The organism is Deltaproteobacteria bacterium (assembly GCA_016874735.1).
GTDB lineage: Bacteria > Bdellovibrionota_B > Oligoflexia > Oligoflexales > CAIYRB01 > CAIYRB01.
In genome coordinates, this window is record VGTI01000033.1 from 26,368 (window position 1) to 48,004 (window position 21,637).

General features: G+C 52.1%; 17 protein-coding genes and 1 pseudogene. 5 read left to right on the plus strand and 13 right to left on the minus strand.

What is annotated here, in order from left to right; genetic code table 11:
* Positions 1–7: 7 nt before the first annotated feature.
* The gene (locus FJ146_13070) at positions 8–763 is read right to left on the minus strand and encodes a HAMP domain-containing histidine kinase (GenBank protein MBM4252897.1); all 756 of its coding nucleotides are present in this window, start codon (positions 761–763) and stop codon (positions 8–10) included.
* A 207-nt stretch (positions 764–970) separates the two neighbouring features.
* On the opposite strand from FJ146_13070, the gene FJ146_13075 reads away from it, so the two are divergent.
* A complete protein-coding gene (locus FJ146_13075) occupies positions 971–2,086 on the plus strand; it encodes a PAS domain S-box protein (GenBank protein ID MBM4252898.1) in 1,116 nt (371 codons plus the stop codon).
* Positions 2,083–2,529, plus strand: coding sequence for a response regulator (locus FJ146_13080; protein MBM4252899.1), 447 nt, complete (start codon positions 2,083–2,085; stop codon positions 2,527–2,529). The genes FJ146_13075 and FJ146_13080 overlap by 4 nt, the downstream gene beginning before the upstream one ends.
* A 21-nt stretch (positions 2,530–2,550) precedes the next feature.
* Here FJ146_13080 and FJ146_13085 read toward each other — a convergent pair whose 3' ends face one another.
* From FJ146_13085 to FJ146_13140, 12 genes are all read right to left on the minus strand, one after another.
* Positions 2,551–3,333 carry a CAP domain-containing protein gene (locus tag FJ146_13085; protein ID MBM4252900.1) on the minus strand — a complete coding sequence of 261 codons (783 nt, stop codon included), beginning with the start codon at positions 3,331–3,333 and terminating at the stop codon, positions 2,551–2,553.
* A 99-nt stretch (positions 3,334–3,432) separates the two neighbouring features.
* The gene (gene ilvD, locus FJ146_13090; GenBank protein ID MBM4252901.1) at positions 3,433–5,115 is read right to left on the minus strand and encodes a dihydroxy-acid dehydratase; all 1,683 of its coding nucleotides are present in this window, start codon (positions 5,113–5,115) and stop codon (positions 3,433–3,435) included.
* A 29-nt stretch (positions 5,116–5,144) separates the two neighbouring features.
* Complete coding sequence (gene ilvC / locus FJ146_13095; GenBank protein ID MBM4252902.1) at positions 5,145–6,155, minus strand: ketol-acid reductoisomerase; 1,011 nt, start codon at positions 6,153–6,155, stop codon at positions 5,145–5,147.
* Positions 6,156–6,163: 8 nt separating this feature from the next.
* Entirely contained in the window at positions 6,164–6,547 is a 384-nt protein-coding gene (locus tag FJ146_13100) for a hypothetical protein (GenBank protein ID MBM4252903.1), read from the minus strand.
* Between the two features lies 1 nt (position 6,548).
* On the minus strand, positions 6,549–8,357 hold the full coding sequence (gene ilvB / locus FJ146_13105) for a biosynthetic-type acetolactate synthase large subunit (protein MBM4252904.1): 1,809 nt from the start codon (positions 8,355–8,357) through the stop codon (positions 6,549–6,551).
* Positions 8,354–9,469: a branched-chain amino acid aminotransferase gene (locus FJ146_13110; protein MBM4252905.1), complete on the minus strand. Its 1,116-nt coding sequence runs from the start codon at positions 9,467–9,469 to the stop codon at positions 8,354–8,356. Before FJ146_13110 ends, ilvB begins: the two co-directional genes overlap by 4 nt.
* Positions 9,470–9,745: 276 nt before the next feature.
* Complete coding sequence (gene ilvA, locus FJ146_13115) at positions 9,746–11,245, minus strand: threonine ammonia-lyase, biosynthetic (GenBank protein MBM4252906.1); 1,500 nt, start codon at positions 11,243–11,245, stop codon at positions 9,746–9,748.
* Positions 11,246–11,321: 76 nt separating this feature from the next.
* The gene (locus FJ146_13120; GenBank protein MBM4252907.1) at positions 11,322–12,677 is read right to left on the minus strand and encodes a hypothetical protein; all 1,356 of its coding nucleotides are present in this window, start codon (positions 12,675–12,677) and stop codon (positions 11,322–11,324) included.
* Positions 12,661–13,764, minus strand: coding sequence for a hypothetical protein (locus FJ146_13125; protein MBM4252908.1), 1,104 nt, complete (start codon positions 13,762–13,764; stop codon positions 12,661–12,663). Before FJ146_13125 ends, FJ146_13120 begins: the two co-directional genes overlap by 17 nt.
* Before the next feature lie 498 nt (positions 13,765–14,262).
* On the minus strand, positions 14,263–15,324 hold the full coding sequence (locus tag FJ146_13130; GenBank protein MBM4252909.1) for a hypothetical protein: 1,062 nt from the start codon (positions 15,322–15,324) through the stop codon (positions 14,263–14,265).
* 47 nt (positions 15,325–15,371) lie between these two features.
* Positions 15,372–16,553, minus strand: coding sequence for an MFS transporter (locus FJ146_13135; protein ID MBM4252910.1), 1,182 nt, complete (start codon positions 16,551–16,553; stop codon positions 15,372–15,374).
* A gap of 3 nt (positions 16,554–16,556) precedes the next feature.
* The gene (locus FJ146_13140) at positions 16,557–18,122 is read right to left on the minus strand and encodes a hypothetical protein (GenBank protein ID MBM4252911.1); all 1,566 of its coding nucleotides are present in this window, start codon (positions 18,120–18,122) and stop codon (positions 16,557–16,559) included.
* A gap of 150 nt (positions 18,123–18,272) precedes the next feature.
* Between FJ146_13140 and FJ146_13145 the strand changes: the two are divergent.
* The 3 genes and pseudogenes from FJ146_13145 to FJ146_13155 all read left to right on the plus strand — a co-directional run bounded on the left by FJ146_13145 (position 18,273) and on the right by FJ146_13155 (position 21,378).
* A pseudogene (locus tag FJ146_13145) lies at positions 18,273–18,347 on the plus strand (ArsR family transcriptional regulator).
* Positions 18,348–18,914: 567 nt separating this feature from the next.
* Complete coding sequence (locus tag FJ146_13150; GenBank protein ID MBM4252912.1) at positions 18,915–20,156, plus strand: hypothetical protein; 1,242 nt, start codon at positions 18,915–18,917, stop codon at positions 20,154–20,156.
* Between the two features lie 169 nt (positions 20,157–20,325).
* Positions 20,326–21,378: a lipase family protein gene (locus FJ146_13155; GenBank protein ID MBM4252913.1), complete on the plus strand. Its 1,053-nt coding sequence runs from the start codon at positions 20,326–20,328 to the stop codon at positions 21,376–21,378.
* Positions 21,379–21,637: the final 259 nt, after the last annotated feature.

Here is a 21,637-nt window from a genome sequence, read left to right on the forward strand (position 1 = left end):
CGGATCCTCAAGATTCGGTTGAAGGCATAAGGTCGCTGCTATCGTGTTTTGTGTCGGGCAGATGCATGGATACCTTAGCGCCGCCGAGGGCGCTCCTTTCAATGGTGATTTGACCTCCGTGCGCTCGCGCGACTTTTGCTGCTAGGGCGAGGCCGAGTCCGGTGCCCGCCTCTTTGGTAGAGAAGAATGGTTCACAAGCGTGTTTCATCGCTAGTTCCGTGAACCCGGGGCCGTTGTCCGAGACCTCGATCGTCACCTTTTGCGGCGTTCGGTGGATGGCTACCTTTACCCTGGGGTGGTCGGCTCCGGGATTGCCCATGGCTGCTTCGGCGGCATTGCGGAGGATGCCAGCTAAGACTATGCGGAGGCGTTCATGATCGACCTCTAGCAACACCGCGTTGGCTGGTGCCACGGTATGTGTCTCAATCCCTGGTAATCCCGCTGTCATATCCCGCATCGCCGCGCTGAGAACTGCCAACAGATCTGTGGGTTGGAGGTCAATAACGGCTGGCTTGGCAAAATCAATAAGTTCCGATACGTATGCGCTGAGGCTAGTGAGGCGCCCCCGGATGCGGATTAAAGCGTCGTCGACCAGGGGTTGATTTCGCGCGGCGTGAGATTGAGCGGTTTGGAGCTGAGTCTCGAGGATGCTGAGCGCGGCGCTGATGCCGCTTATGGGGTTTCTGATGTTGTCAGCAATCGTTGAAACCCACCGGGCCATGGTGATGAGGGCGGCATTTTGTGTGGGAGTTGGTTGCGTCATCTGCCTCAGATCCTTACCGTTAAACGCGGCACTTCCTACTAAGCAACTTTGGTGCCATATTTTTATTTTCCGCAATATCCGGCGATCGTATGCTTTTATGGCTATCCTGGCGTACAGTGTGACACCACACAGGTGTGTTATATCCCGCAGAGAGCGGGATTCAAATCTAAAAACTGTTGGCCCTGTTTTTGCTACAGTGGGTGACCTATGAGACAAAATGATTCTTATTCCGCGTCGATTTTCAATAGTTTGATGGAATCAGCACCAGACGGCATTTTGGTGTGCGATGCCGATGGTAGGATCATGTTGGCCAGTAAGCAATGCACCGACCTTTTGGGCTACGAGGTCAGCGAACTTGTGGGCGCATCGATTGACATGTTGGTTCCCGAGTCTGGGCGCCCTAAGCATGCAGAGCTGCGGTCGTCTTACATGAAGTTGCCGCGTCCTAGGCCTATGGGAGCTGGGCTTAATTTGTCCGCACGACGTAAAAACGGCAGCTCCGTTCCCGTGGAAATAAGCTTGAGTGGTACCGAAGTCGATGGCAGCAAGTGTGTCATCGCCATCATTCGGGACGTGAGTGATCGGCGGCGCCTAGAGATTGATCTGCAGCGTCTTGTTGCGGAGCTCAAAAGGTCAAATGAGGAACTGGAGCAATTTGCTTACATTGCCAGTCACGACTTGCAGGAGCCGTTGCGCGTGGTGAGCGGGTACACGCAACTCTTGAAAAGGCGCTATGCTGGGCAACTCGACGACGAGGCGCAGGAGTATATCGATTTTAGCGTCGAGGGTGTCAAACGCATGCAGGCCCTGATAAATGACTTGCTTGCTTATGCGCGTCTATCGACGAGAGGACGTGAATTTAAACCTACGGACTTGGGCCAACTTGCTAAGCAGACTATTTTGTACCTCTCGCCTGTGATTGAGGAAGCAAAGGCGCACATCGAGTTGGACGCCTTACCGATTGTCATGGGTGATCAGTCGCAGCTTTCTCAAGTACTGCAAAATCTTCTGAGCAACGCGCTGAAGTTTCGTTCCCCAGAGCGGCCAATTGTCATTAAGATTAGCGCCGCGCGTCGCGGCGATGAATGGGTGATTCAAGTTGCTGATAATGGTATCGGCATTGCCCCCGAATACCGGGAACGGATTTTTGTCGCTTTTCAGCGACTTCATACGCGCGATCTTTATCCCGGCAATGGCATCGGACTGGCTATCTGTAAAAAAGTTATCGAGCGTCACCACGGGCGCATTTGGGTTGAGCCGGTATCGACTCAAGGTACCGTGTTTTGTTTCACACTTCCTGTGGCTGGGAGCCAAGATTCTTGAGTCCCTATCATTTAAGACGACCTATTGAGATCCTCTTGGTGGAGGACAATCCTGCTGACGTGCGGCTCACTATCGAGGCCTTCAAAGAGGGTAAGGTGCGCCATAATTTGACGGTAGCCAGAGATGGAATTGAAGCAATCGCCATGCTGTACGCGTATGGAAATTATGCTGCAGTGCAAAGGCCCGATCTTGTGCTTTTAGACCTCAACTTGCCGCGCAAGGACGGTAGAGAGGTCTTAGCTACCGTGAAGGCCGACCCGAGTTTACGCAGCATTCCCGTGATCGTTTTGACCACATCATCAGCCGAAGAAGACATCCACCAGTGCTATGAACTCCATGCCAACTCGTATGTAACGAAGCCAGTTGATATGGATCAATTTATTGCTCTGGTCAGGACTATTGATCTTTTCTGGTTTCAGGTTGCGCAGTTACCGCTACTTTAGCGTAGCCTCAGTAAGCAGTCTTCATCTGCCAAAAATCTGTGTACCATAAAAACCTCGGGGTCCCCGATATACACCTGCACCAAGACGCTGATAAGGTCCAAGCATGTTGGCTCTGTGACCTGCACTGTTGTACCACATATCAACAAACCTCTTGGCGACGTCTTCAGGGGATCCTCCGCCTCCACTAAACATCGCTACGTTTTCAGCATTAATCTGTGTGCCTGCGCCAAACTCTTGCTGATGTAGGGCATTCCTAGCGCCAGGGAAGCCGCTGTGGCTGATCGCACCTACCTGACTTTGCTCGCGCGACCAGTCTCGTGACACGAAAGCCAGATTCTTATCGTGGCGCAGGGGGCTCATGCCGCTGCGCTTTTCGTTGGTAAGTCGCACTATAGCGAATTCTACCTTGCATGTGAACTCGTCGCCCTTGTGGCAGTCGCTGATTGCCGGATCCGCATTGGTCGGAGGCGTTGCAGCTGGGGGCGATATGGGCTGAGGCGCTGGCTGAGGCACCGGCTGGGGCGCTGGGCCTGCAGGTGAGCGACTGGCAGTTACAGCTCTGGTCAAGTCAAATGGGCCGGAAGTCTCGTCGTCTCCGGTAGCTTTGGCCTTGGCACTTTTAGACATGGTCGAAACCTTCCGGCGCCGCGTCGTGGCATCGTTGCTCTGGCTTTTATCATCCTCGCTGCTTTGCTCAGCTCTCCTGGTACCCAGGTCGTCGCTGGGTTCGGGACTACCGCAGCTGACGAATGACAACAGGGCGCAGAAGATTGTTACAGCAGTTTTATTCCGATGCGCGGCCATAACTTCCTCCACAAGACCGAGGGCCCGAGAGAATTTCGGCAGAATGCGGTCAAACTTGAGAGGTAATGCAAAAAACCAATAAAAAAATAATAATTACAGTTATCTGTCCGTGACGCATCCGTCGGAGGCCGAGCTCACCGTTCTGATGTACTTATAGAGCACTCCCGATTTTGCCTTCAGGGCAGGTGGTGACCACTCCTTGCGGCGGCGGGCCACTTGTTCTTCATCTACATGCCAGTTAATCTTCAGTTGAGTAGCATCGATGGTAATGAGATCTCCGTCTTCCACCAGGGCAAGAGGCCCGCCTGCCTGAGCCTCAGGCGCAATGTGACCGACGATAAAGCCGTGCGATCCGCCAGAGAAGCGGCCATCAGTCAGCAGGGCCACATCGCGCGCAAGTCCTGCACCCACGATGGCGGAAGTAGGTGTCAGCATTTCTGGCATACCAGGTCCCCCCTGGGGGCCCTCGTAGCGGATGATCACGACAGAGCCGCGCTTAATGGTCCCAGTGCTGAGTGCTGTGAGCATAGCCTCTTCGCTATCAAACACGCGGGCTGGCCCACTAAAGCTGTCACCTTCCTTGCCAGTAATTTTTGCCACGGCACCTTCCGGAGCCAGGTTGCCGCGTAACACTTTGATGTGCCCTTGATCCGCAAGCGGAGCATGCAGGGGTCTGATGATTTTCTGGTCCGGGCTGAGATCGTCCAGAACGGATAGATTTTCTGCGAGGGTTTTCCCGGTGACGGTCATGATGTCCCCGTGGATGAGTCCATGACGTAACAGTAGTTTCAATACTCCGGGCGTGCCGCCGACGGCATGAAGATCGTTCATCACGTAAGTACCGGATGGCTTTAAATCGGCAAGATATGGGACCTCTTTGCTGACGCGCACAAAGTCGTCTAGGGTCAGGGGTACTTCGACCGACTTGGCCATAGCAATTAAGTGCAACACGGCGTTTGTTGAACCGCCAAGGGCCATGGTGATCGCGATTGCGTTTTCGAAGGCTTGACGCGTCATGATGTCACGCGGCTTAATGCCAGCTTCCATCAAATGACGAACGGCCGCCGCTGCCGCGCGACATTCTTCAGCCTTGCCTGGGTCGGCAGCTGGTGTCGAAGACGAATAGGGTAAGGTCATGCCCATGGCCTCAATCGCCGCCGCCATCGTGTTGGCGGTATACATGCCGCCACAAGCTCCTTTGCCGGGGCAGCTGTGCCGCACTATAGATTGACGCTCCTCCTCCGAAATGGCCCCACTTAGGGCAGCACCGTAGCTTTGGAACGCCGACACGACATCTAGCCGCTCACCGGGTCGTCGCGAGCCAGGTGCTGTTGTGCCGCCGTATATCATGAGCCCTGGTCTGTTCAAACGACCGAGAGCCATCATTGCGCCTGGCATGTTCTTATCGCATCCGGGGATGGCAATTAAACCGTCATACCACTGCGCGTTCATCACCGTCTCGATGGAATCAGCGATGATATCCCGCGAGGGCAGTGAGTAACTCATGCCATCTGTGCCCATCGATATACCGTCACTGACCCCAATTGTGTGAAAGCGCATACCGATGAGACCTGAGGCGCTCACTGCGTCTTTAGTGACACTGGCAAGGTCCCCTAAATGCATATTACAGGGATTGCCATCAAACCAATTGGCGACGATGCCGACCTGGGCTTTGGCCATGTCTTGTGGGCTTAAGCCTGTGGCGTAGAGCATTGCTTGGGCAGCGCCATGCTCTTTGGGTTGCGTGATGGTGGCACTAAATGTATTTATTGGCTTAGACACAGATTACCTCTTTCATCCCAAAAACGCCTTCACTGTGGCTTGGCGAAACTCATGCGCGATCGCAATTCCCGTCCCACTTGCTCCATCAAGTGGTTGGCACCGGCAGTGCGCATGGCTTTGAAATTGACGGCGCCTTTCTTGTTTTCTCCGAGCCAATCGCTCGCAAATTCACCACTCTGCACGTTTTCGAGTACCTTTTGCATCCGTTCACGAACACTGTGGTCAATAATCTTAGGACCAACCGTATAGTCACCGTACTCGGCAGTGTTAGAAATAGAAGATCGCATGTGAGCGAGTCCGCCCTCGTAGATGAGGTCTACAATAAGCTTCATTTCATGAACGCATTCAAAGTAGGCCATGGCTGGACTGTAGCCGTTCTCAACTAGAGTCTCGAATCCAAGTTGAATGAGGCTTGTTAGTCCTCCGCACAGCACAGCCTGCTCCCCGAACAGATCCGTTTCCGTCTCCTCTTTGAACGTGGTTTCGTATACGCCAGCACGGGTGCCCCCGATCGCCTTAGCGTAAGAGAGCGCTAGTTGTAGGGATTTTTGGTCACCAGTTACGAGCGTTGCAACTAGACAGGGCACACCCTTACCTTGACTAAACTGGCGTCGCACCATGTGCCCAGGACCTTTGGGAGCAACGAGGAATACGCTGACACCTGCTGGAGCCGCAATCTTATCAAAGTGGAAATTAAATCCATGAGCACAAACGAGATAATCACCAGGCTTAAGTGCCGGGGCGATATCCTGCTCGTAGACTGCCGCGGCAACTTCGTCGGGAACAAGTAGCATCACCACATCAGCGTAGGCCGCTGCCGCAGCTGGGGTCAGCACGCGTAGACCCTCGGCCTCTGCTTTGGCTCTGGATTTGCTGCTCTCAGGCAGCCCTACGACCACATCGACTTCATTGTCGCGCAGGTTAAGTGCATGAGCATGGCCCTGACTACCGTAACCTATGATGGCGACCTTGCGCCCGCGAATGAGTTGGAGGTCGGCATCGTCTTCATAGTAAACATGGAACGAGTTTGTAGTTGTCATGACATCTCCTAACATGTGAGGGCGGACTGCATCTCAGTCAGACTCGAAAGTGAAATATTTGAGGGTTGCGGCAGAACTTCTCGGATAGATTCCAATTCTATAAGTTTACTAAGGTCTCGCGAAACCGCCTGCAGCTGCTCACTGGTTGCTCTAAATTCAAGGGTGACAACGACTTTCTCATAAGACTTAGTTTCGTCGAGTTTGAATTGAGCTATGTCAAGGCCGCGGCGGGAAAACACTAATGCCACCCTGGCTATGATCCCCAGGGAACGACGCATCTTGAGTTCGAGCCTGACTCTGTCGCCAGTGGCATTCAAAAACCGTGGCGCTGGCATAGGGTCGGCAAAGATTGATTGATTGTTACTAGTTACTAACGTGCGGTCGCGAGGCATATCAAGTACTCCCTGTAGGCATGGGTAATTGTGCCTTAGGATGGGCGAGGACCATATCTTGAGCGGACTTACCCGCTGGTATCATCGGCCAAACGTTATCTTCGTTTTGGACCTGTGCGTGAATCAGGCACGGGCCTTCTCGATAGGCAAGTGCCTCGGTGATAGTTTGGTCCAGTGTCGTTGAAGTATCGACATAGAATGCCTTGATACCGTATGCCTCTGCTAACTTAACAAAATCGGGATTGCCGTGCATGGATACACTGCTTAGCCGATTTTGATAAAAGAGCTGCTGCCACTGGCGCACCATACCGAGGCATTGGTTGTCTATGATGACAATCTTTATGGGCAACTTGTGAATGGCTGCCGTTGCCAGTTCGGCCTGTACCATTTGAAAACCACCGTCTCCGACGACGGCGATCACTGTGGCGTCTGGGCGACCGAATTGAGCACCTATGGCTGCTGGTAAACCGAATCCCATCGTACCGGCGCCGCCAGAAGACAGCCAATTGCGATGCCCATCGGTCAGAATAAATTGGGCAGCCCACATTTGATGTTGACCGACATCGGTGGTCACCACGGAGTCGTTAGGTGCCATCCGGTGAATAGCACTTAACACTTGGGCTGCGCGCAGCCGGTGTTCCCTGCCTGCGATGATGCCGTCGCTATGTTCGACTACGAGCGGATGCTTTTTGCGGTAGGCCGCCAGTTCCTGGCGCCAAGCTATGGTATCAAGCTGATCCACAAGTTGTAGAATCTCAGCAATGGCTAGACGGGCATCTGCCACCACAGCGGCATCTGTGCGGACACTGCGCCCAATTTCCGTCGGATCAATGTCGATGTGAAGAATCTTGGCACGAGGGCAAAATTCGCTGGGACAACCGTTGATACGGTCGTCAAACCTTGAGCCGATAGACAGGATTAGATCACACTGAGTTGTAGCATAATTGGCATAGGCGGTCCCATGCATGCCGAGCATACCCAGCGACAAAGGATGGCTCTCAGGAAAGCCGCCCTTACCGAGCAGCGTGTTAGTGACTGGACTTCCCAGTTTCTCTGCAAGTTGAAGGACTAAGTTGTGTGCGCCAGAGATCACAGCTCCATGCCCAACAAGTAAGAGGGGGCGCTTACTCTTCATCAAGAGATTCGCCAGCCCTCGGCAACTAGCGACCTGCTCACTGTTCAATGAGTGGGTGGCCTTTGACGGCACGGCTGAACTACCGTGAGATTGCGCATGGTATCGAGTTTTTCTTGCTGAAATATCCTTGGGGATGTCGATGAGCACCGGTCCAGGGCGTCCATGCTTTGCGAGTTCGTAAGCATAACGTACAGTCGGTGCTATTTGTTCGACATCAAGGACCAAGTGATTATGTTTAACGAGTGGTAGCGTGGTCCCAAAAACGTCTGCCTCCTGGAAGGCATCCTTGCCTAGATTTGTGCTATTCGTTTGGCCAGATATTACCAATAGTGGGACGCTGTCCATCTTAGCTGTAAGGAGACCAGTTACCGTATTGAGAGCGCCAGGACCGCTCGTCACCAGCACCACACCAACGTGACCGGTGGCACGCGCATAGCCGTCTGCCATGTGGGTGGCGCCCTGCTCGTGACGCACTAGCACGACTTCAATTGAAGAATCGTAGAGTGCATCGAACATGTTGATTGCAGCACCGCCGGGGTAGCCAAAGATGTGCGTGACCCCAAGGTTCTCAAGTTCCCGGACCAAAATCTGCGCACCACTCAGCGTGCTGGCTTCGGTGATTGTCTCGATGGACGGGGACTTGGCCTCGGTGGGCAATGAGATTACCTCGGTCATGGGGTCACCGGTCTAATCCAATCGTAGTTTGTTAGGTGTGCACCGTTCTGGATGTCTACCAATAATTTACGGAGCTTCAAACTAATGGATAATTCAAACTCCAATACCGGTAGCTCGTAGACTGTGCCGTCACGCTCTGCAAGAGCGTGTACTGGTGAAATTACAGCAGCGGTGCCACATGCGAAGAGTTCAGTGCAGGTGCCATTCCTTATCGCTGCTAAGAGTGTTTCGATAGGAATCGGAGCCTCGTTAACACGGAGTCCCATGCCGTGCGCCAAGTGGATCACGGAGTCACGCGTGACTCCGCCAAGTATGGAGTCGCATAGAGGTGGTGTCCATAGTGCACCGTCTATTACAGCGAAAAAGTTCATGCCCGAAAACTCTTCAATGTGAGTTTTGTTTACGGCATCGAGCCAGAGAGTTTGTTGGCAATTGAGATGAGTTGCTTTGATGTCTGCGCGAATGCTGGAGCCATAATTCCCGGCCACTTTGTAGGCGCCCGTGCCTCCAGGTGCGGCGCGCGCATCCAGTCTCTCAATGAGTGCGGTCACTTTACCACTGGCAAAATAGGCTCCCGATGGACTAGCTATCACCAGGAATTTATAGGTGGATGCTGGCTTAAGGCTCAGTCCAACATCCGTAGCAAGCATCAATGGACGCAGGTAAAGCGATTCACCGTGGCCACACGGCACGATGCTCCGTAAGTGATAACTTAGACTGCTTACCGCTTGGAGGAACAACTCCTCCGGCAGCTCAGGCATCGCCATGCGACGCGCTGAAGTATTAAATCTCCTGGCATTTAATTCCGGTCTAAAGAGCGCCACGCGCCCATCGTTGAGCCTGAAGGTTTTCATGCCTTCAAAGATCAGCTGCCCATAATGAAGTGACTTACAGGCTGGGTCCAGAACCAGTGGCTGGTAGGATACCGTGGTGGGAGCTGACCACTGACCATCAGAAAAATCTGATACTACCATGATCGGTGCCATCACTTGGCCAAAGCCTAATGATGTTGGTAATTCGAAATCTGCCACCAACTGGGATAAATGTGGTGGCAATCCAAGGGTGCCTGGGGGTGTTGTTCCACTATTGGTCGTTTTCGTCGTGCTCATCATAGTCAATCTGTAAGTAACGGTCCTGGTTTTCGGTCAAAAATCAAAAACCCCGAGTCCGCTATGGGATCCGGGGTTTAGTGAGCTTTCAGTCATGCGCTCTTAATTCCGGTCCCTTGGTAGGATGGAGCTAATAATCGCAATAATAATTTGAATTTGTCGCACGGTTAGTAACCTGAGCAATCACGGAGTTAGTTACGAGCGCTCGCAACCTAACACTTTGACAAATAATCGCAAACAAAAAATGGCAACTTTTATTCGTTACCCACTTGGACGGGTTTACAAAAGTAGTGTGTATGCCGGGTTGTCAGTTTCCCTCTTAAACGGGTATCCACTGTTAATCAAGTGCCGCTCGAAGTCTTCGCGCTCCTCTCTAAGCACCTCAAAGGCAATCAGCACACGACCATAATCGGCGCCGTGGGAGCGGTAGTGAAACAGGGAAATGTTCCAGCCCCCACTCATAGTGTTAAGGAAATTAGCCAATGCTCCCGGACGCTCAGGGAACACGAAACTATATAGCTCCTCGGCACTCACGTGCTGCGCCCTGCCGCCCACCATGTGGCGCACATGTTCTTTGGCTAAATCGTTAGAGGTCAGATCGGTAAAAAAGTACCCTTTATCTCGTAATTGTTTTGTAAAAATGCCGTGATCACTAGGTTTTTGCGTTGCTATACCAAGTAGGATAAAAGCATCGTCTGGTCCACTTTTGCGGTAATTGAATTCCGTGATACTGCGACCACCCAGGATATCAGAGCAAAGCGCTTTGAGACTGCCCGGACGTTCAGCCAAGCGCACGGCATAGAGACACTCGAGACCAGCTCCTGTCATGGCGCGTTCGGCGACAAACTGGAGCCTTTGAAAGTTCATGTTTGCGCCCGAACTGATAGTGACGACATTCAGGCTCCGTTGTTGGCTGGCCATCAAATGCTTCTTGGCGCCAGCCCAAGATAAGGCCCCGGCTGGTTCCAGTAGCGTGCGCGTTTCGCGATAAATATCATGAATTGCGGAGCAAATTTCGTCCGTTGTGACCCTAACGTAGCCATCAACCAAAGACTGACTTAAGCTAAAAGTGTTTGCTCCCACCTGTTTGACGGCGACACCATCCGCGAATATTCCTACGTCATTCAGAACGATCCGCTCACCCGCCTCGACCGAACGGGCCATGGCATCACTATCCCGCGGCTCGACACCGTAAATCTTCACGTCGGGGCATAGTTCCTTAACGTAGGATGCTATCCCGGCAAGGAGACCGCCGCCACCCACTGGGACAAATATAGCGTCAACTTCGGGTAAATCCTCAAGGATCTCCTTACCAATCGTGCCCTGGCCGGCGATGACCAGGGGGTCATCAAATGGGTGGATCATGGTGGCGCCAGTGGATGCCACTAGCGCCAGGGAACGCTCGTAGGCCTGGGAATAGTGATCACCGGATAGAATGACCTTTGCTCCAAAGCGCGCTACGGCCTGAATTTTAATATCCGGAGTCGTCGTCGGCATGACTACCCAAGCCGGTATCCCTAGTCTTTGCGCCGAGAGGGCTACACCTTGCCCATGATTGCCCGCAGAGGCACAGATGACTCCGCGTACCCGCTCGTCTGGCGTCAGCGCTGCGATACGATTGTAAGCCCCCCGTATTTTGAAGGAAAATATGGGTTGCAGGTCCTCTCTCTTGAGATACACCTGATGGCCCAGTTCGTGGGAAATGGCGGGTGCGCGCTCGAGCGGCGTCCGCTTAGCTACTTCGTATACCCGTGCCTTTAGAATCTCTTTCAACACAATAGCATTTACCCAATCCTACTGAGGATCCCCTTTTAGGGTATTTAGCAGGATTCACCAACAACTAAGTGGAACTCACTTAAGCAGCCGCGTGCAGCCAGACGACAAGTTGGTCGTCATGGCGTGGCAGGGTGTCCAGCGCCGCCGCGCCATTAGCTGTAAATACCTGTTGAAGCTTAATAATATCGCGTTTGCGCGTCCGTACACCCCGATCGAATATACCGTCCGTCCCCAGCATCAAACCTTTTAATTTGGCAAGATTTAGCTGAATTTTGGTGGGCTCGAGGGACAGTTCCTCTTCGAGTCCCAGTGGTATGCCCTGGCCGACGATAGTCTCAACGACGTCGTCACCGTTCTCGTTTTTGACGATCGCAAAGACGGGTACATGCCCCGCAGCAAAGTAAGTCAGTGACGATTCGTCGATGACAAGTAGGCCCAGGGTCAGTGTGTGATCGCGGCGGTGACCCAGTTGATAGAATACTTTATTTGCCATAGCTAACCACGACATGGGGTCGAAGCTGTGTTGATCGTCAATCATGGCCCACATGGTCTTCAGCGCTTGGATCACAAGTGCGGCTTGTATACCCTTGCCAGTGGCATCCGCGACCACAATGACAAGTTTGCCGTCAGGAAACGTGCGGTGTGCTCCCCAGTCTCCACCCAGAGCGGAGAACCTCCTCTCAAACAACGATATGGCGAGATCGCGCGACAGGACCTGAGAGCTGTTAACAACATCACCGCGCGTGGTAGCTTCGGCATTTTCTAAATCTTTTTGTAGAGATTTTTGTCTAGCATGCTCGTCCTCAAGGAGGATCATTCTGGCTTTGAATTCCAAGACGGCCTCTGAGTGAAGCCGATGCATCCAGGCGTAATAAAGACCAACTGATATGCCGGACACCAAAATAAGTTCGGCTATAAGGTCGGGTACTTTTAGATCAGGATTGGTGCTGAAAGCCAAAGCTGCTGCGGTGGTTTGAAACGCTGTCCACGGAATAATCCAAGCCGATCGATAGGGGAAAATACGGATATTAAAAATAAGTGCGGCAATGTAGATCTGGGTGACCAAAATGGAGGCCTCTAAATCAAACGGACGCCGAAATGTTTGGATTATGATGCTCGTAGAACCCATGAATATTGTCAGCGATGCTACCGTTACCAGTAGCCGCACGTAATGCATTTGCAAGTGCCTTAGAACCGTTATCAGCCAACTTATGACGGACAGGACCAGAAGCGTTGCGGTAATAATCCAGTATTTGGACGCGTTGCCGTTCAGCATCATGATCAAAATAAATATTGGGATTGTCCAGCGGCAGAATTTAGCTACTCCGATAATGTAAAGCGTCTGATCCCGTATCAACCAATCTTTGGTAAACGATTGCTCTTCGGGGGAAAGTTCGGTGTGGCGGAAGAAGATCCATTTAACCAGCTTTTTCATAAGACACCCATACCATCAGACTATCTGCTTGTGATGTTGCTGCATTATTAATTGGTATAGAATGATCCTGTTTGCCCCCGCTTTGAGCGGTGTTTAATTTGTTTGACTTAAAGAGATTGAAACTCTGATGGATCTCGTCAAGATCGCGAGTTGCATCGTTTTTTGTATGTAAAACTAGTGATTGTTTTTGTTTATCACGGAGCCGGAAATCTTTTTGACCCACCACGTTAGTTTCTGATTGGGTAAATTTATTCAATTCTGCGCTGAGATATGTGGTGTTTGCATGGTCATCCTGTTCTTCCACTAACCACAGGTGGGATAAATTTGTGGCGTATAGGCTTACTGTGTTTTGGGTTAGAATGACAAGCGACAAAGAGACCGCTTTTTCAACATCCGCACTGACTGCGCTCAGTGCTCTACTTGCCGTGCTCAACCATGTCTTTGGATCGAAGTTTGTCGCAGTGAGGCTCAATGCCCATAGTGCCTGCATTGAGTGGATCATCAGTCCAGCACGAAGTCCCAGCGTGGTTGCATCAACAAGAAATACTACGGTTTCCCCATGAGTAAGGTGGCGCACAGCACACCAGGCGGTAGCTAGACGCTCCACGCGCCTGTGTTGGATGTCAATTTTGAGTCCTGGTATTTTGGGCTCCCCTAATTCAAATGAGAATGATTTTTGAAGCTCCTCGGCCTCACGGATCTGCAATTCTACGTCGCCAGTGATTGCGCGTTGTTCATTGACGATTGTCTGACGTACTGCAAACTCAGTGAGGGCTTGGTTTCTGATGTTTTTAATCATGGAATATCTAAACCAGGTTGCCAGAAGGATATTAAAGGTTGAAATCTGTACGACAGTTGTGGTGGAGATCGATGAGTCAGCAGAAACCGAGAAAAAAACCATGATCAGTAAAGCTACAGCCCATAGGAGCACGCTACCGTTAGCGAACGGGAATTGGATGATGGTGATGATTGAAATGGCAGACTGAGCCGCAATGAGAAATACCGCCGCATTGACGTCGGGACCTTGGCGGAAAGCAAGGTTGATGGCTGCTGCGTAGCCTATTGCTGCAATCGCATTGAGTGTCAAGGCTATCCATGGTGTCCACGAAAGTAACTTCTCGAGGCGGTGAGCCCAGTAGACAGCTATGATGGACATAAGAACATGAGTTGGAATTTGGGCGTATCTCTGGGGGGCAGGGCTTAGGATGGCGATAGCGACGACAGAAATTGGCATCATGATTGCGAAGAGCTTTGAAGTATGGAGATAGGATAACTTGATCTTATCCCATTCCCAACGCTTTAAATATTCTACCTCGTCCTCTGATAGCCCGTCGTTCGAGACCATCAGGATCCGGATGAGGTTAATCAATATTTCTTTTAATGACTGCATTTAATCCTGCGAGAGAGGCATAGTCCTCTATACGTAGGATCGGCAATTATTCCTGTAACATTGAGCTTTAGTGGCCCTGCGACGGGGCCATGGAGTATCGGGGCGGTATCCGGGTGACGCTAGAGTACTGCAGCAGCATCCCAAAGGTGACTATTTTAGGATTATGCAAACCTTGTCGTGGCCGCCCAATCCGATTCAAAGTAAGGGTTCCACGAGCGGCCAGAGGTGCCTACCGATAGCTTCCTGAACGAATTTATCGGGATGAATACAGTCCGCCGCAATGTGATTAGCGCCGTCGCCTCCAGTCATTGGGGGTACGAAGATGGCTTGACCCTTGTACTCCGGGAACATACTACGGTCGTCGTTCAAGTGAGCTACAGCTGCTTCCAGGGTATCATTCATGGCCAGAACCCTTTGCCGCGCCGCGTCGAGGACTTCCTCAGGAGCTCCCGGATACAGTCCAGTCTTATTGCCAAAGCGCACAATCTTATAGAGTTGGGAGCAGGTGATGGGTCCGGCAGGCGAATTCGGGATGGTCACGCGATCAGGTGCTGTCAACAACGGTACAGGATCAGCCATTCCTGTGACCACGAGGTTCGCTTGGGGGGCCAGTTGTGTCAGCTCCAGATAAAAAGAGCGTACATTTTCTGCGTAGGATTCCAGCGGCCAGCCCTCCATAAAGTCCATGCCGTTGAAGTTTACGATGATGAGGTCGGGTTTTTTGATAAACGGATGGCGCTCTAAAAATTTCCTAAATGTCGCTAAGTAGAGATGGCCAAAGTGATACGCGCCAGCCATGCGCGCACCGTTGTATACAAGTGGCTTGTTGCCATGGGACTCTTCTATCAGCACTGGTAGGGAATAATCTTGACGTCCGAGCAACGGCGACAGGTGAAGGCGTGCCATGTTGCCGAAGAAGGCAGTCAGGAGTCGATGCTGTTCGTCTTCGGTTCGCTCCTTCTTGAGTTTGCCGAGAGTCGCGTCATAAGTGGTGGCCGCGGCAATTGACGCGAGAAAGTCAGCATAAAATCGCGGGCCTGGTTGACCAAGTTTAGCGTCCGCCATGGTGGCCATCGAGACACTGTCTCCAAAGACGGCAAGAAAAATGCGATCTTCAACATCCGGCGCAGAAATAATGTCATCCGGGTTCACGGTTACGGGAAAATCGGCCTTTGTGCGCGCCAACACCGTGGATGACACAAATAGACCGAGCGACACTAACTGATAAAGCCGGAGCCTTATTTTAAATACGAGCATGTTTAAGATCTCCCGAAACGGTATTACGAACTACCAAGTTTAATTCATCACTCGACGGTTATCATCTTGGCGCTGACGCCAACTGAAAGAGCCATTGTAGCCGCCACCAATAATCCCACCACGGGAAATGCCGCCATGCCTTTATGGCCGCTAAGGATCACCCCGCCGGCGTAGGCAGCGCCACTAGCAGCAAGCTGCTGGACGGCTGCTACCAAAGTCATGAAGCTGCCCCTTTTTCTGGCGATCACACTACGGCTAATAAGGTCCATAGAGGGGGTCATTCGGCCGATACCGATGGCTGCCATGACAGTGTTTAGTGTGATAACCGTAAGTAGCGTCGCCGTCTCTAAGTGGGTGAACCAGGTCACAAAGAACGTAGATAGTACGGAGCAGATGATGAAAACTTTTTTGGCTCCGAAAAGGTCCGACAATCGACCCATCAAGGGAGCCGCGATCATGGTCGCTAAACCCTGTACTAGATAAATTTGTGGTAGGCGCGACTCGTCGATCCCTAAAATCTGAACTATAAATTGGCTGATAAACGGAAACATACCGAATACGCTCATCATAGAGATTATGAGCATCCATGCGGTCCAGGTCGTAGGACTTTTCATCAGATTAGCGAATTCACTAGCTATCGAAGACTTGTCGTCAGTGCCGATATGCCCATCGAGTTTAGGTACGCGCCACATGACTAAGCCCAAGTTGACGAGGCTGAATCCGGCAATCGCGAAAAAGGTCGCCTGCCAACCGTACTTGTTGGCGATAGCAAGTCCAAGCGGCACGCCGACTACTGAGGAAACGGCAAAAGCTGCCATGATCGTACCGGTTGCTCGCCCGCGGTGGTCTGCCGGTACGATGTCGCCGACGATCGCGAGTATGATGGATTGCAATAGTCCGCCGAAAAATCCAGTGATCACCCTTGCTGCAAGCAGTAGTTCGAAATTTGTACTAGCTGCGCACATGAACGTGCCTAAAACCAGTCCACTGTAGATGAGAACTAGAACTTTCTTGCGGTCAAAGCGATCCATAACGAATGCGGCCAGTAAGCAGCTCAAAGCCGCACTCAAAGTGTAAACAGAGACCAACCAAGAAAAGCTCTGGGTGCTGATACCAAGTGCCCGCGTCAACATAGGACCAAGTGGCATGAGAATTACAAAATCAAGAACATGCGACAGTTGTACGCCTGCCAGTAGTAAGACCGGAATCGAATATATTGGACGTGCCAATTCTCACCTCTCTACGTCTTGTTCATCCAGTTGACTCGTGTCACCTTTCGTGACGCTGGGCCTGGCGATCATCAGTTCGACAAGTTTGAGTACAGCCCGCGGACCGCCGGCGGCATGGATAGCTTCTGACATGGCGGTGACTTTGGCGGCTATTTCTTTCGATTCATAGACCGTGGCAACGGCCTCAGCCAAGGCGGGAGTAGTCAACTTAGGGCGGTCAAGTTTCATACCAAGGCCCATCTTTACTACGTTGTCGGCGGTGATCATTTGCTCCTCAATTTGCGGGATGACTACGAGAGGCACCTCGTAACTGAGCGCTTCCATAGTTGAGTTCATGCCGCCGTGGGAGATAAACAAGGCGGCGTGCTGCAGGAGAGCAACTTGAGGAATATGCGGATAAATTGCAACATTTCTTGGGATAGGTCCAAGGTCGCTAGCTTTCAACTGACGGCCAATGCTCATCACAACGCGCCAATCCGTATCTCGAAATGCGGCAATGACGCTTTGGTAAAATTCGGGCCATTCGTGAAACAGAGACCCAAGAGACACTACAAGGACCGGTCCGTCTCCCTGAGGAATCAGTTCGCTAGCTTCATGAGGCGATACCGGCAAAAAGCATGGGCCTACGAAGTGAAAGCGCTCGTCAAATGTGTCACCGTGAGGTTGCAGAGCTCGTGGCAAGAAAACTAAGTTGTGATCCGCAATGGTGTTCAAGGACTTGGCTAAACTCAGTGATTTGAGTCCCCAAGCGGTGCACTTAGTATCGATGATTTGCTGCGCTGCATTGAGAGCATCGAGGGTCATTGGTTCGCGTTTAGCAAAGGATGCAGCCATCAGGTCGTAATGTTCGTTAGAAGCATAAGTCGTATAGAATTTAATTTGAGGTACTTTAAGATTGTCGGCGATGATGCGGCCAGCAAGTGAGACAAAATCGACAATCATCAGGTCGGGTTTTAAATGTTCTAATTCTCGGTAGAGACTGTCAAAAGTTGCACTAAACTCGTCGAGCCCCCTTTTCAAAGGAGCGAGCTCTTTGGGCGCTGCCGTCCCAGAGGTATCAGCAACGGCCTGTATCTGGGCTGTTGCGGCAATTGCTTTGCCGATGACGCTCGGGTAGGCGTGAAAGGTTACACCGGTGGGCAAGACGGATTCTCTAAACTCTTCGGAAGAGAAGAAATGCACATCGTGTCCGGCTCGACGTAGTTCGGCAACCAACCCGAGGGTGGGGTTCACGTGGCCGTGCATGTCTATATTAATCAAGGCAATCTTGGCCATGTCCAGGACCTTTCCCAGTGCAGGTGTGAAAATGCAAGTAGGTGGGGGGGACACTTGTTTCACAACCTTAGCACTAATGGCGCAGGGTAGCGTTGATCTTTTGTTTATAAAGTAATGAATTCTTACCCGAACGCAGTAGCGGCCGATGGACGTAAGTCCACCGGCCACTGCTCTGAAACTGACGATGATACGAATCAGTAGGGGACGCGGCATGAGCCGTTGGGTCCACCCAATTCCGGTTGGTAGCCCCATCCGTTGCCGTTGTTGCTCCCATTTGTACAGTATGGATAACACTGGTGGGAATATGGGTCACACCATGTCCCCGGGTTTGGGCCTGGGTTGGGGTAAGGCTGCGGGTAAGGCTGCGGGTAAGGCTGCGGGTAAGGCTGCGGGTAAGGCTGCGGGTAAGGCTGCGGGTAAGGCTGCGGATAGGGTGCCGGGATTGGCACTGGTACCGGAATTGGCACCGGTCCAGGTCCCGGCCAGGGACGTGGTCCTGGGTACGGGCCAGGCCCTGGGTAAGGTCCTGGGCGTGGTCCTGGATAGGGGCCGGGGCGCGGGCCGGGATAGGGACCCGGGCGTGGACCAGGGCGAGGACCTGGGCCAGGGTGAAATCCACCTCCGGGAACACCACCACGATGGAACTCGAATGTCTGACCTTCAGATTCCTGGCTCTCTTTACTTAGGCACAGGCTCTGGTCTTCGTCGTAGATGCAGGCGTCTTGGGCTTCGCACAAATCCTGCTCCTCAATGAAGTCGCAGGCCAGGGCGTCGTCGTTGTGGATTTCCTCTTCACTGATCTCTGTTGCGTCGTCGTCATCGGCCGCCAACACTGGGCTAGCAAGCGACATCATCGCGAGCAACCAGGGTGCGACGACTGCCGTCAGCATCCGCTTCATGCTTTTTCTCCCCATTCAAAAATGTTTGTTAACTACCGTACTCCCCGAGTAGTCCCTCGTGGTTAACTATGGCACCATAGGTTACACCGAGGATCTCCGGATCATCATTATGCGAATTGAAATAAAATACAAGTTCCGTCAATTTGACATAACATGCTGGAATGAAATGGTTAAATGAGGCCTGACGATGTTGTACGGCGCATTGGCGCAGGTTTTACTTCGATGCTTTACCGTCGTGGTTGCCCTGGGGGTTGCCGGTGACCTTTTTGCGGCTCGCTACCAAATAAAGCTGGCGGCTCGTATGGCTGCCATTGGCTCAAGGCATGGCAGTTTTGCAATTGAAGAGGGTTTATATCCCTCTTTTCATCCAGTCGTCCTGAACGACGCAGGAGACATAGCCCAGCCTATGCTTACAGGTCCGCATGGTAAAGCGGCTCTGTGGGTGCGAGGACACGATTGGTTATCGGGCCGGGTTGTTTTTGAGGTCGATGATACAGATCAGCTCATCACAGAGGTCGTGAACGACGGGAAAGAAGGAGTCCTTTTCACCGTGATGGATGAGGCGGCTGCGCTCGGTGTCTATCGTTACAGCTACGCGAATGATCAGGTTACCTTAGTGACGGCACAGCCGCTCGGTGTCAGGGCATTTCGTAGCTTAGAATCTCTCGGTAACGGCGCTTTTGGATCGAAATTATCTTTTGGCGCTTCTGACCAACAATTAGGTGTATATCAGAGCGGATCTTGGCATTGGCTCGCTGCGACTATGAGTGTCGATCGGTTAAGTCCTTTTTACTTTTTCTACGGGGTTCATTTTGTTGAGAAGGACCAGGCTATCGTTCACGCAATGCATTCCCCTCGATCGGGTGATTCAGCAATTTATCGACTACGGTCTGGTGCTCCTCCTGAGTCTTTGCTGCAGCAGTCGTTCTCCGGGGGTGGGGCGGTTAACGGCGCTTTAGCACCATGGATTCATGGCAACGCCCGTGGCGAGCTTTTATTCGCCTATTACGGTGCCCAGGGGGGCCTCGCTTGGCGTCTCTTGACGGTGCATAATCAGATTACGCCGATTGTTCCGTCCGCATTTGATGGAGTTGCAGAATTGTTCCCAGCGGCAATTAATGATGACGGCCTGGTGGTATTAAGAGCAGTAGCGAGAGGTCTCAGGGGCGTTTACCTAAGCGAAGACGACGCGTTCATCAAGATTATTGGTAGCGGGGATACAGTCATGTCTGACCTTGGGCCCGCTGTGGTTGGTCGGCCAATGGGGGCGAGCGCCAACTTCAATCACAGCCCGAGTATCAATGGACAGGGTGATATCGCATTCACATGTGACCTTGTTCTTCCTGCCTCTCCCCTGCAAAGCGTTGGACTAGCAGACTTCGGTGAGGGTATCGGTATCGGTATTTTCGTGGCGCACCGGCTGGATTAGAAATCTCTAGCCGGATGGGCAAATTTCTCTTATAATTTGGAAAAAGAGCAACCTTAGCGACCGTGATCCGAGCGGAGGTCCGATAGTTTAACGGTGGTCCTGGACTACTGTAACACTGACGGAGATCATTCACGTGCGGCAGCATGGTCGGCGACATCTGGAGCATTGGATGCTTTCATGCGCTCGCTGGGCCGTCTTTCGTTTTTGCTTGGTTGTCTTGACAGGATTTTTGGCTACACCGTGCTGGGCTTGGACGCTTCAGCCCGTAGTCGTGCCACTTGATTGTGCTGATCGCATGCCTAGCGCCAATTTTCAGGTATCAACCGACTATAAAGTTGACAATGCGCTGCTAGCTACCTTGGCAAGTTATGTGGTGGAGAAGCGTAGCAAAGAACTCATTGAGGAGCAGTTTACGGCCTGGCAATTTCGCGATGTTCTGTATCTCGGTCAACCACGTCAGGGGTTTTACGGAATTGTGGCAGAAATGGATGACTTTCGGTTAGTCGCCTTTCGCGGTACCACAAGTTTTGAGGAGGCCATCAAGGACTCGCTTTTCAACCAAGTGTCCTATGCACCGATAGGCCTTGCTGGCGCCGGACATTTTGGGATGAGGCGCCATTTCGAGAAGCTGCAAGGCCTAGTCATGCAGCCGCTACTCGAGCGCATAGAAAAGGATCCAAAACCACTATATCTCGTAGGACACAGCCTCGGCGGAGCGATGGCTCTTATGTACGGTATGCGTCTAAAACTTATGGGCCAGGAAGTGGCAGGGATTTATACTTCTGGGCAGCCGCGCGTCGGCAACGAAGATTTTTATAATCAGGCCAGAGAACTCGTTGGCAGTCGTTACTTCCGTCTTGAGCATGTCAATGATATCACCCCTCGGGTACCACCTAGCCGTGATGTTGCAGCTATTTTTGCGCGCGTGATCCCATGGGACGTCCCACCGCTACAAGCTCAGCTGGAAGGGCTAGTCAAGAGACTCAACTATCATCGCCCCGACGGATTTTTGATGTTACTGAACGATGAGAGTCCTCCACCCGATGAATCTGCTGTCGGACTAGACGAGATTTTTTGGGCTTCTCTCGACGGGGCGCTGCAAGGTGCTCGGTCAATTCATGACGTTTCGATGAGGCTAAGTGAGCGTCTGGTCGAGCATCCAGGAATGCGCTATGTGTGTAACTTAGTCGATGCCATGCGTGGGGGGGGCCTTAACAACTGATCCATTTAACTGTTGGTGAGAGATACATAAGTCATCGTGCGCAAGGCTCATGTCACTTCTCTATGCGGATGAGTTGAAGCATAACTCGCTCTTCAAAGTAGGGAGAGAGAATTGTGCCTTCCAAGACCGCAGTACGTCCAGCTTGTCCCATTTGTCCCAAAGATTATCGCTCGGTAATCAAATATGGATTTTTTAAACGCGAAACGGGGCATATGCCACGGATTCAGCGTTATCGCTGCAAACTTTGCCGCTCTGCATT

What these genes read in the sequence shown, in the direction of transcription:
- FJ146_13070 (MBM4252897.1), bottom strand. Translation starts at nt 763, where the DNA reads ATGACGCAACCAACTCCCACACAAAATGCCGCCCTCATCACCATGGCC.
- FJ146_13075 (MBM4252898.1), top strand. Translation starts at nt 971, where the DNA reads ATGAGACAAAATGATTCTTATTCCGCGTCGATTTTCAATAGTTTGATG.
- FJ146_13085 (MBM4252900.1), bottom strand. Translation starts at nt 3,333, where the DNA reads ATGGCCGCGCATCGGAATAAAACTGCTGTAACAATCTTCTGCGCCCTG.
- ilvC (MBM4252902.1), bottom strand. Translation starts at nt 6,155, where the DNA reads ATGACAACTACAAACTCGTTCCATGTTTACTATGAAGACGATGCCGAC.
- FJ146_13100 (MBM4252903.1), bottom strand. Translation starts at nt 6,547, where the DNA reads ATGCCTCGCGACCGCACGTTAGTAACTAGTAACAATCAATCAATCTTT.
- ilvB (MBM4252904.1), bottom strand. Translation starts at nt 8,357, where the DNA reads ATGACCGAGGTAATCTCATTGCCCACCGAGGCCAAGTCCCCGTCCATC.
- FJ146_13110 (MBM4252905.1), bottom strand. Translation starts at nt 9,469, where the DNA reads ATGATGAGCACGACGAAAACGACCAATAGTGGAACAACACCCCCAGGC.
- FJ146_13120 (MBM4252907.1), bottom strand. Translation starts at nt 12,677, where the DNA reads ATGAAAAAGCTGGTTAAATGGATCTTCTTCCGCCACACCGAACTTTCC.
- FJ146_13130 (MBM4252909.1), bottom strand. Translation starts at nt 15,324, where the DNA reads ATGCTCGTATTTAAAATAAGGCTCCGGCTTTATCAGTTAGTGTCGCTC.
- FJ146_13150 (MBM4252912.1), top strand. Translation starts at nt 18,915, where the DNA reads ATGTTGTACGGCGCATTGGCGCAGGTTTTACTTCGATGCTTTACCGTC.
- FJ146_13155 (MBM4252913.1), top strand. Translation starts at nt 20,326, where the DNA reads ATGCTTTCATGCGCTCGCTGGGCCGTCTTTCGTTTTTGCTTGGTTGTC.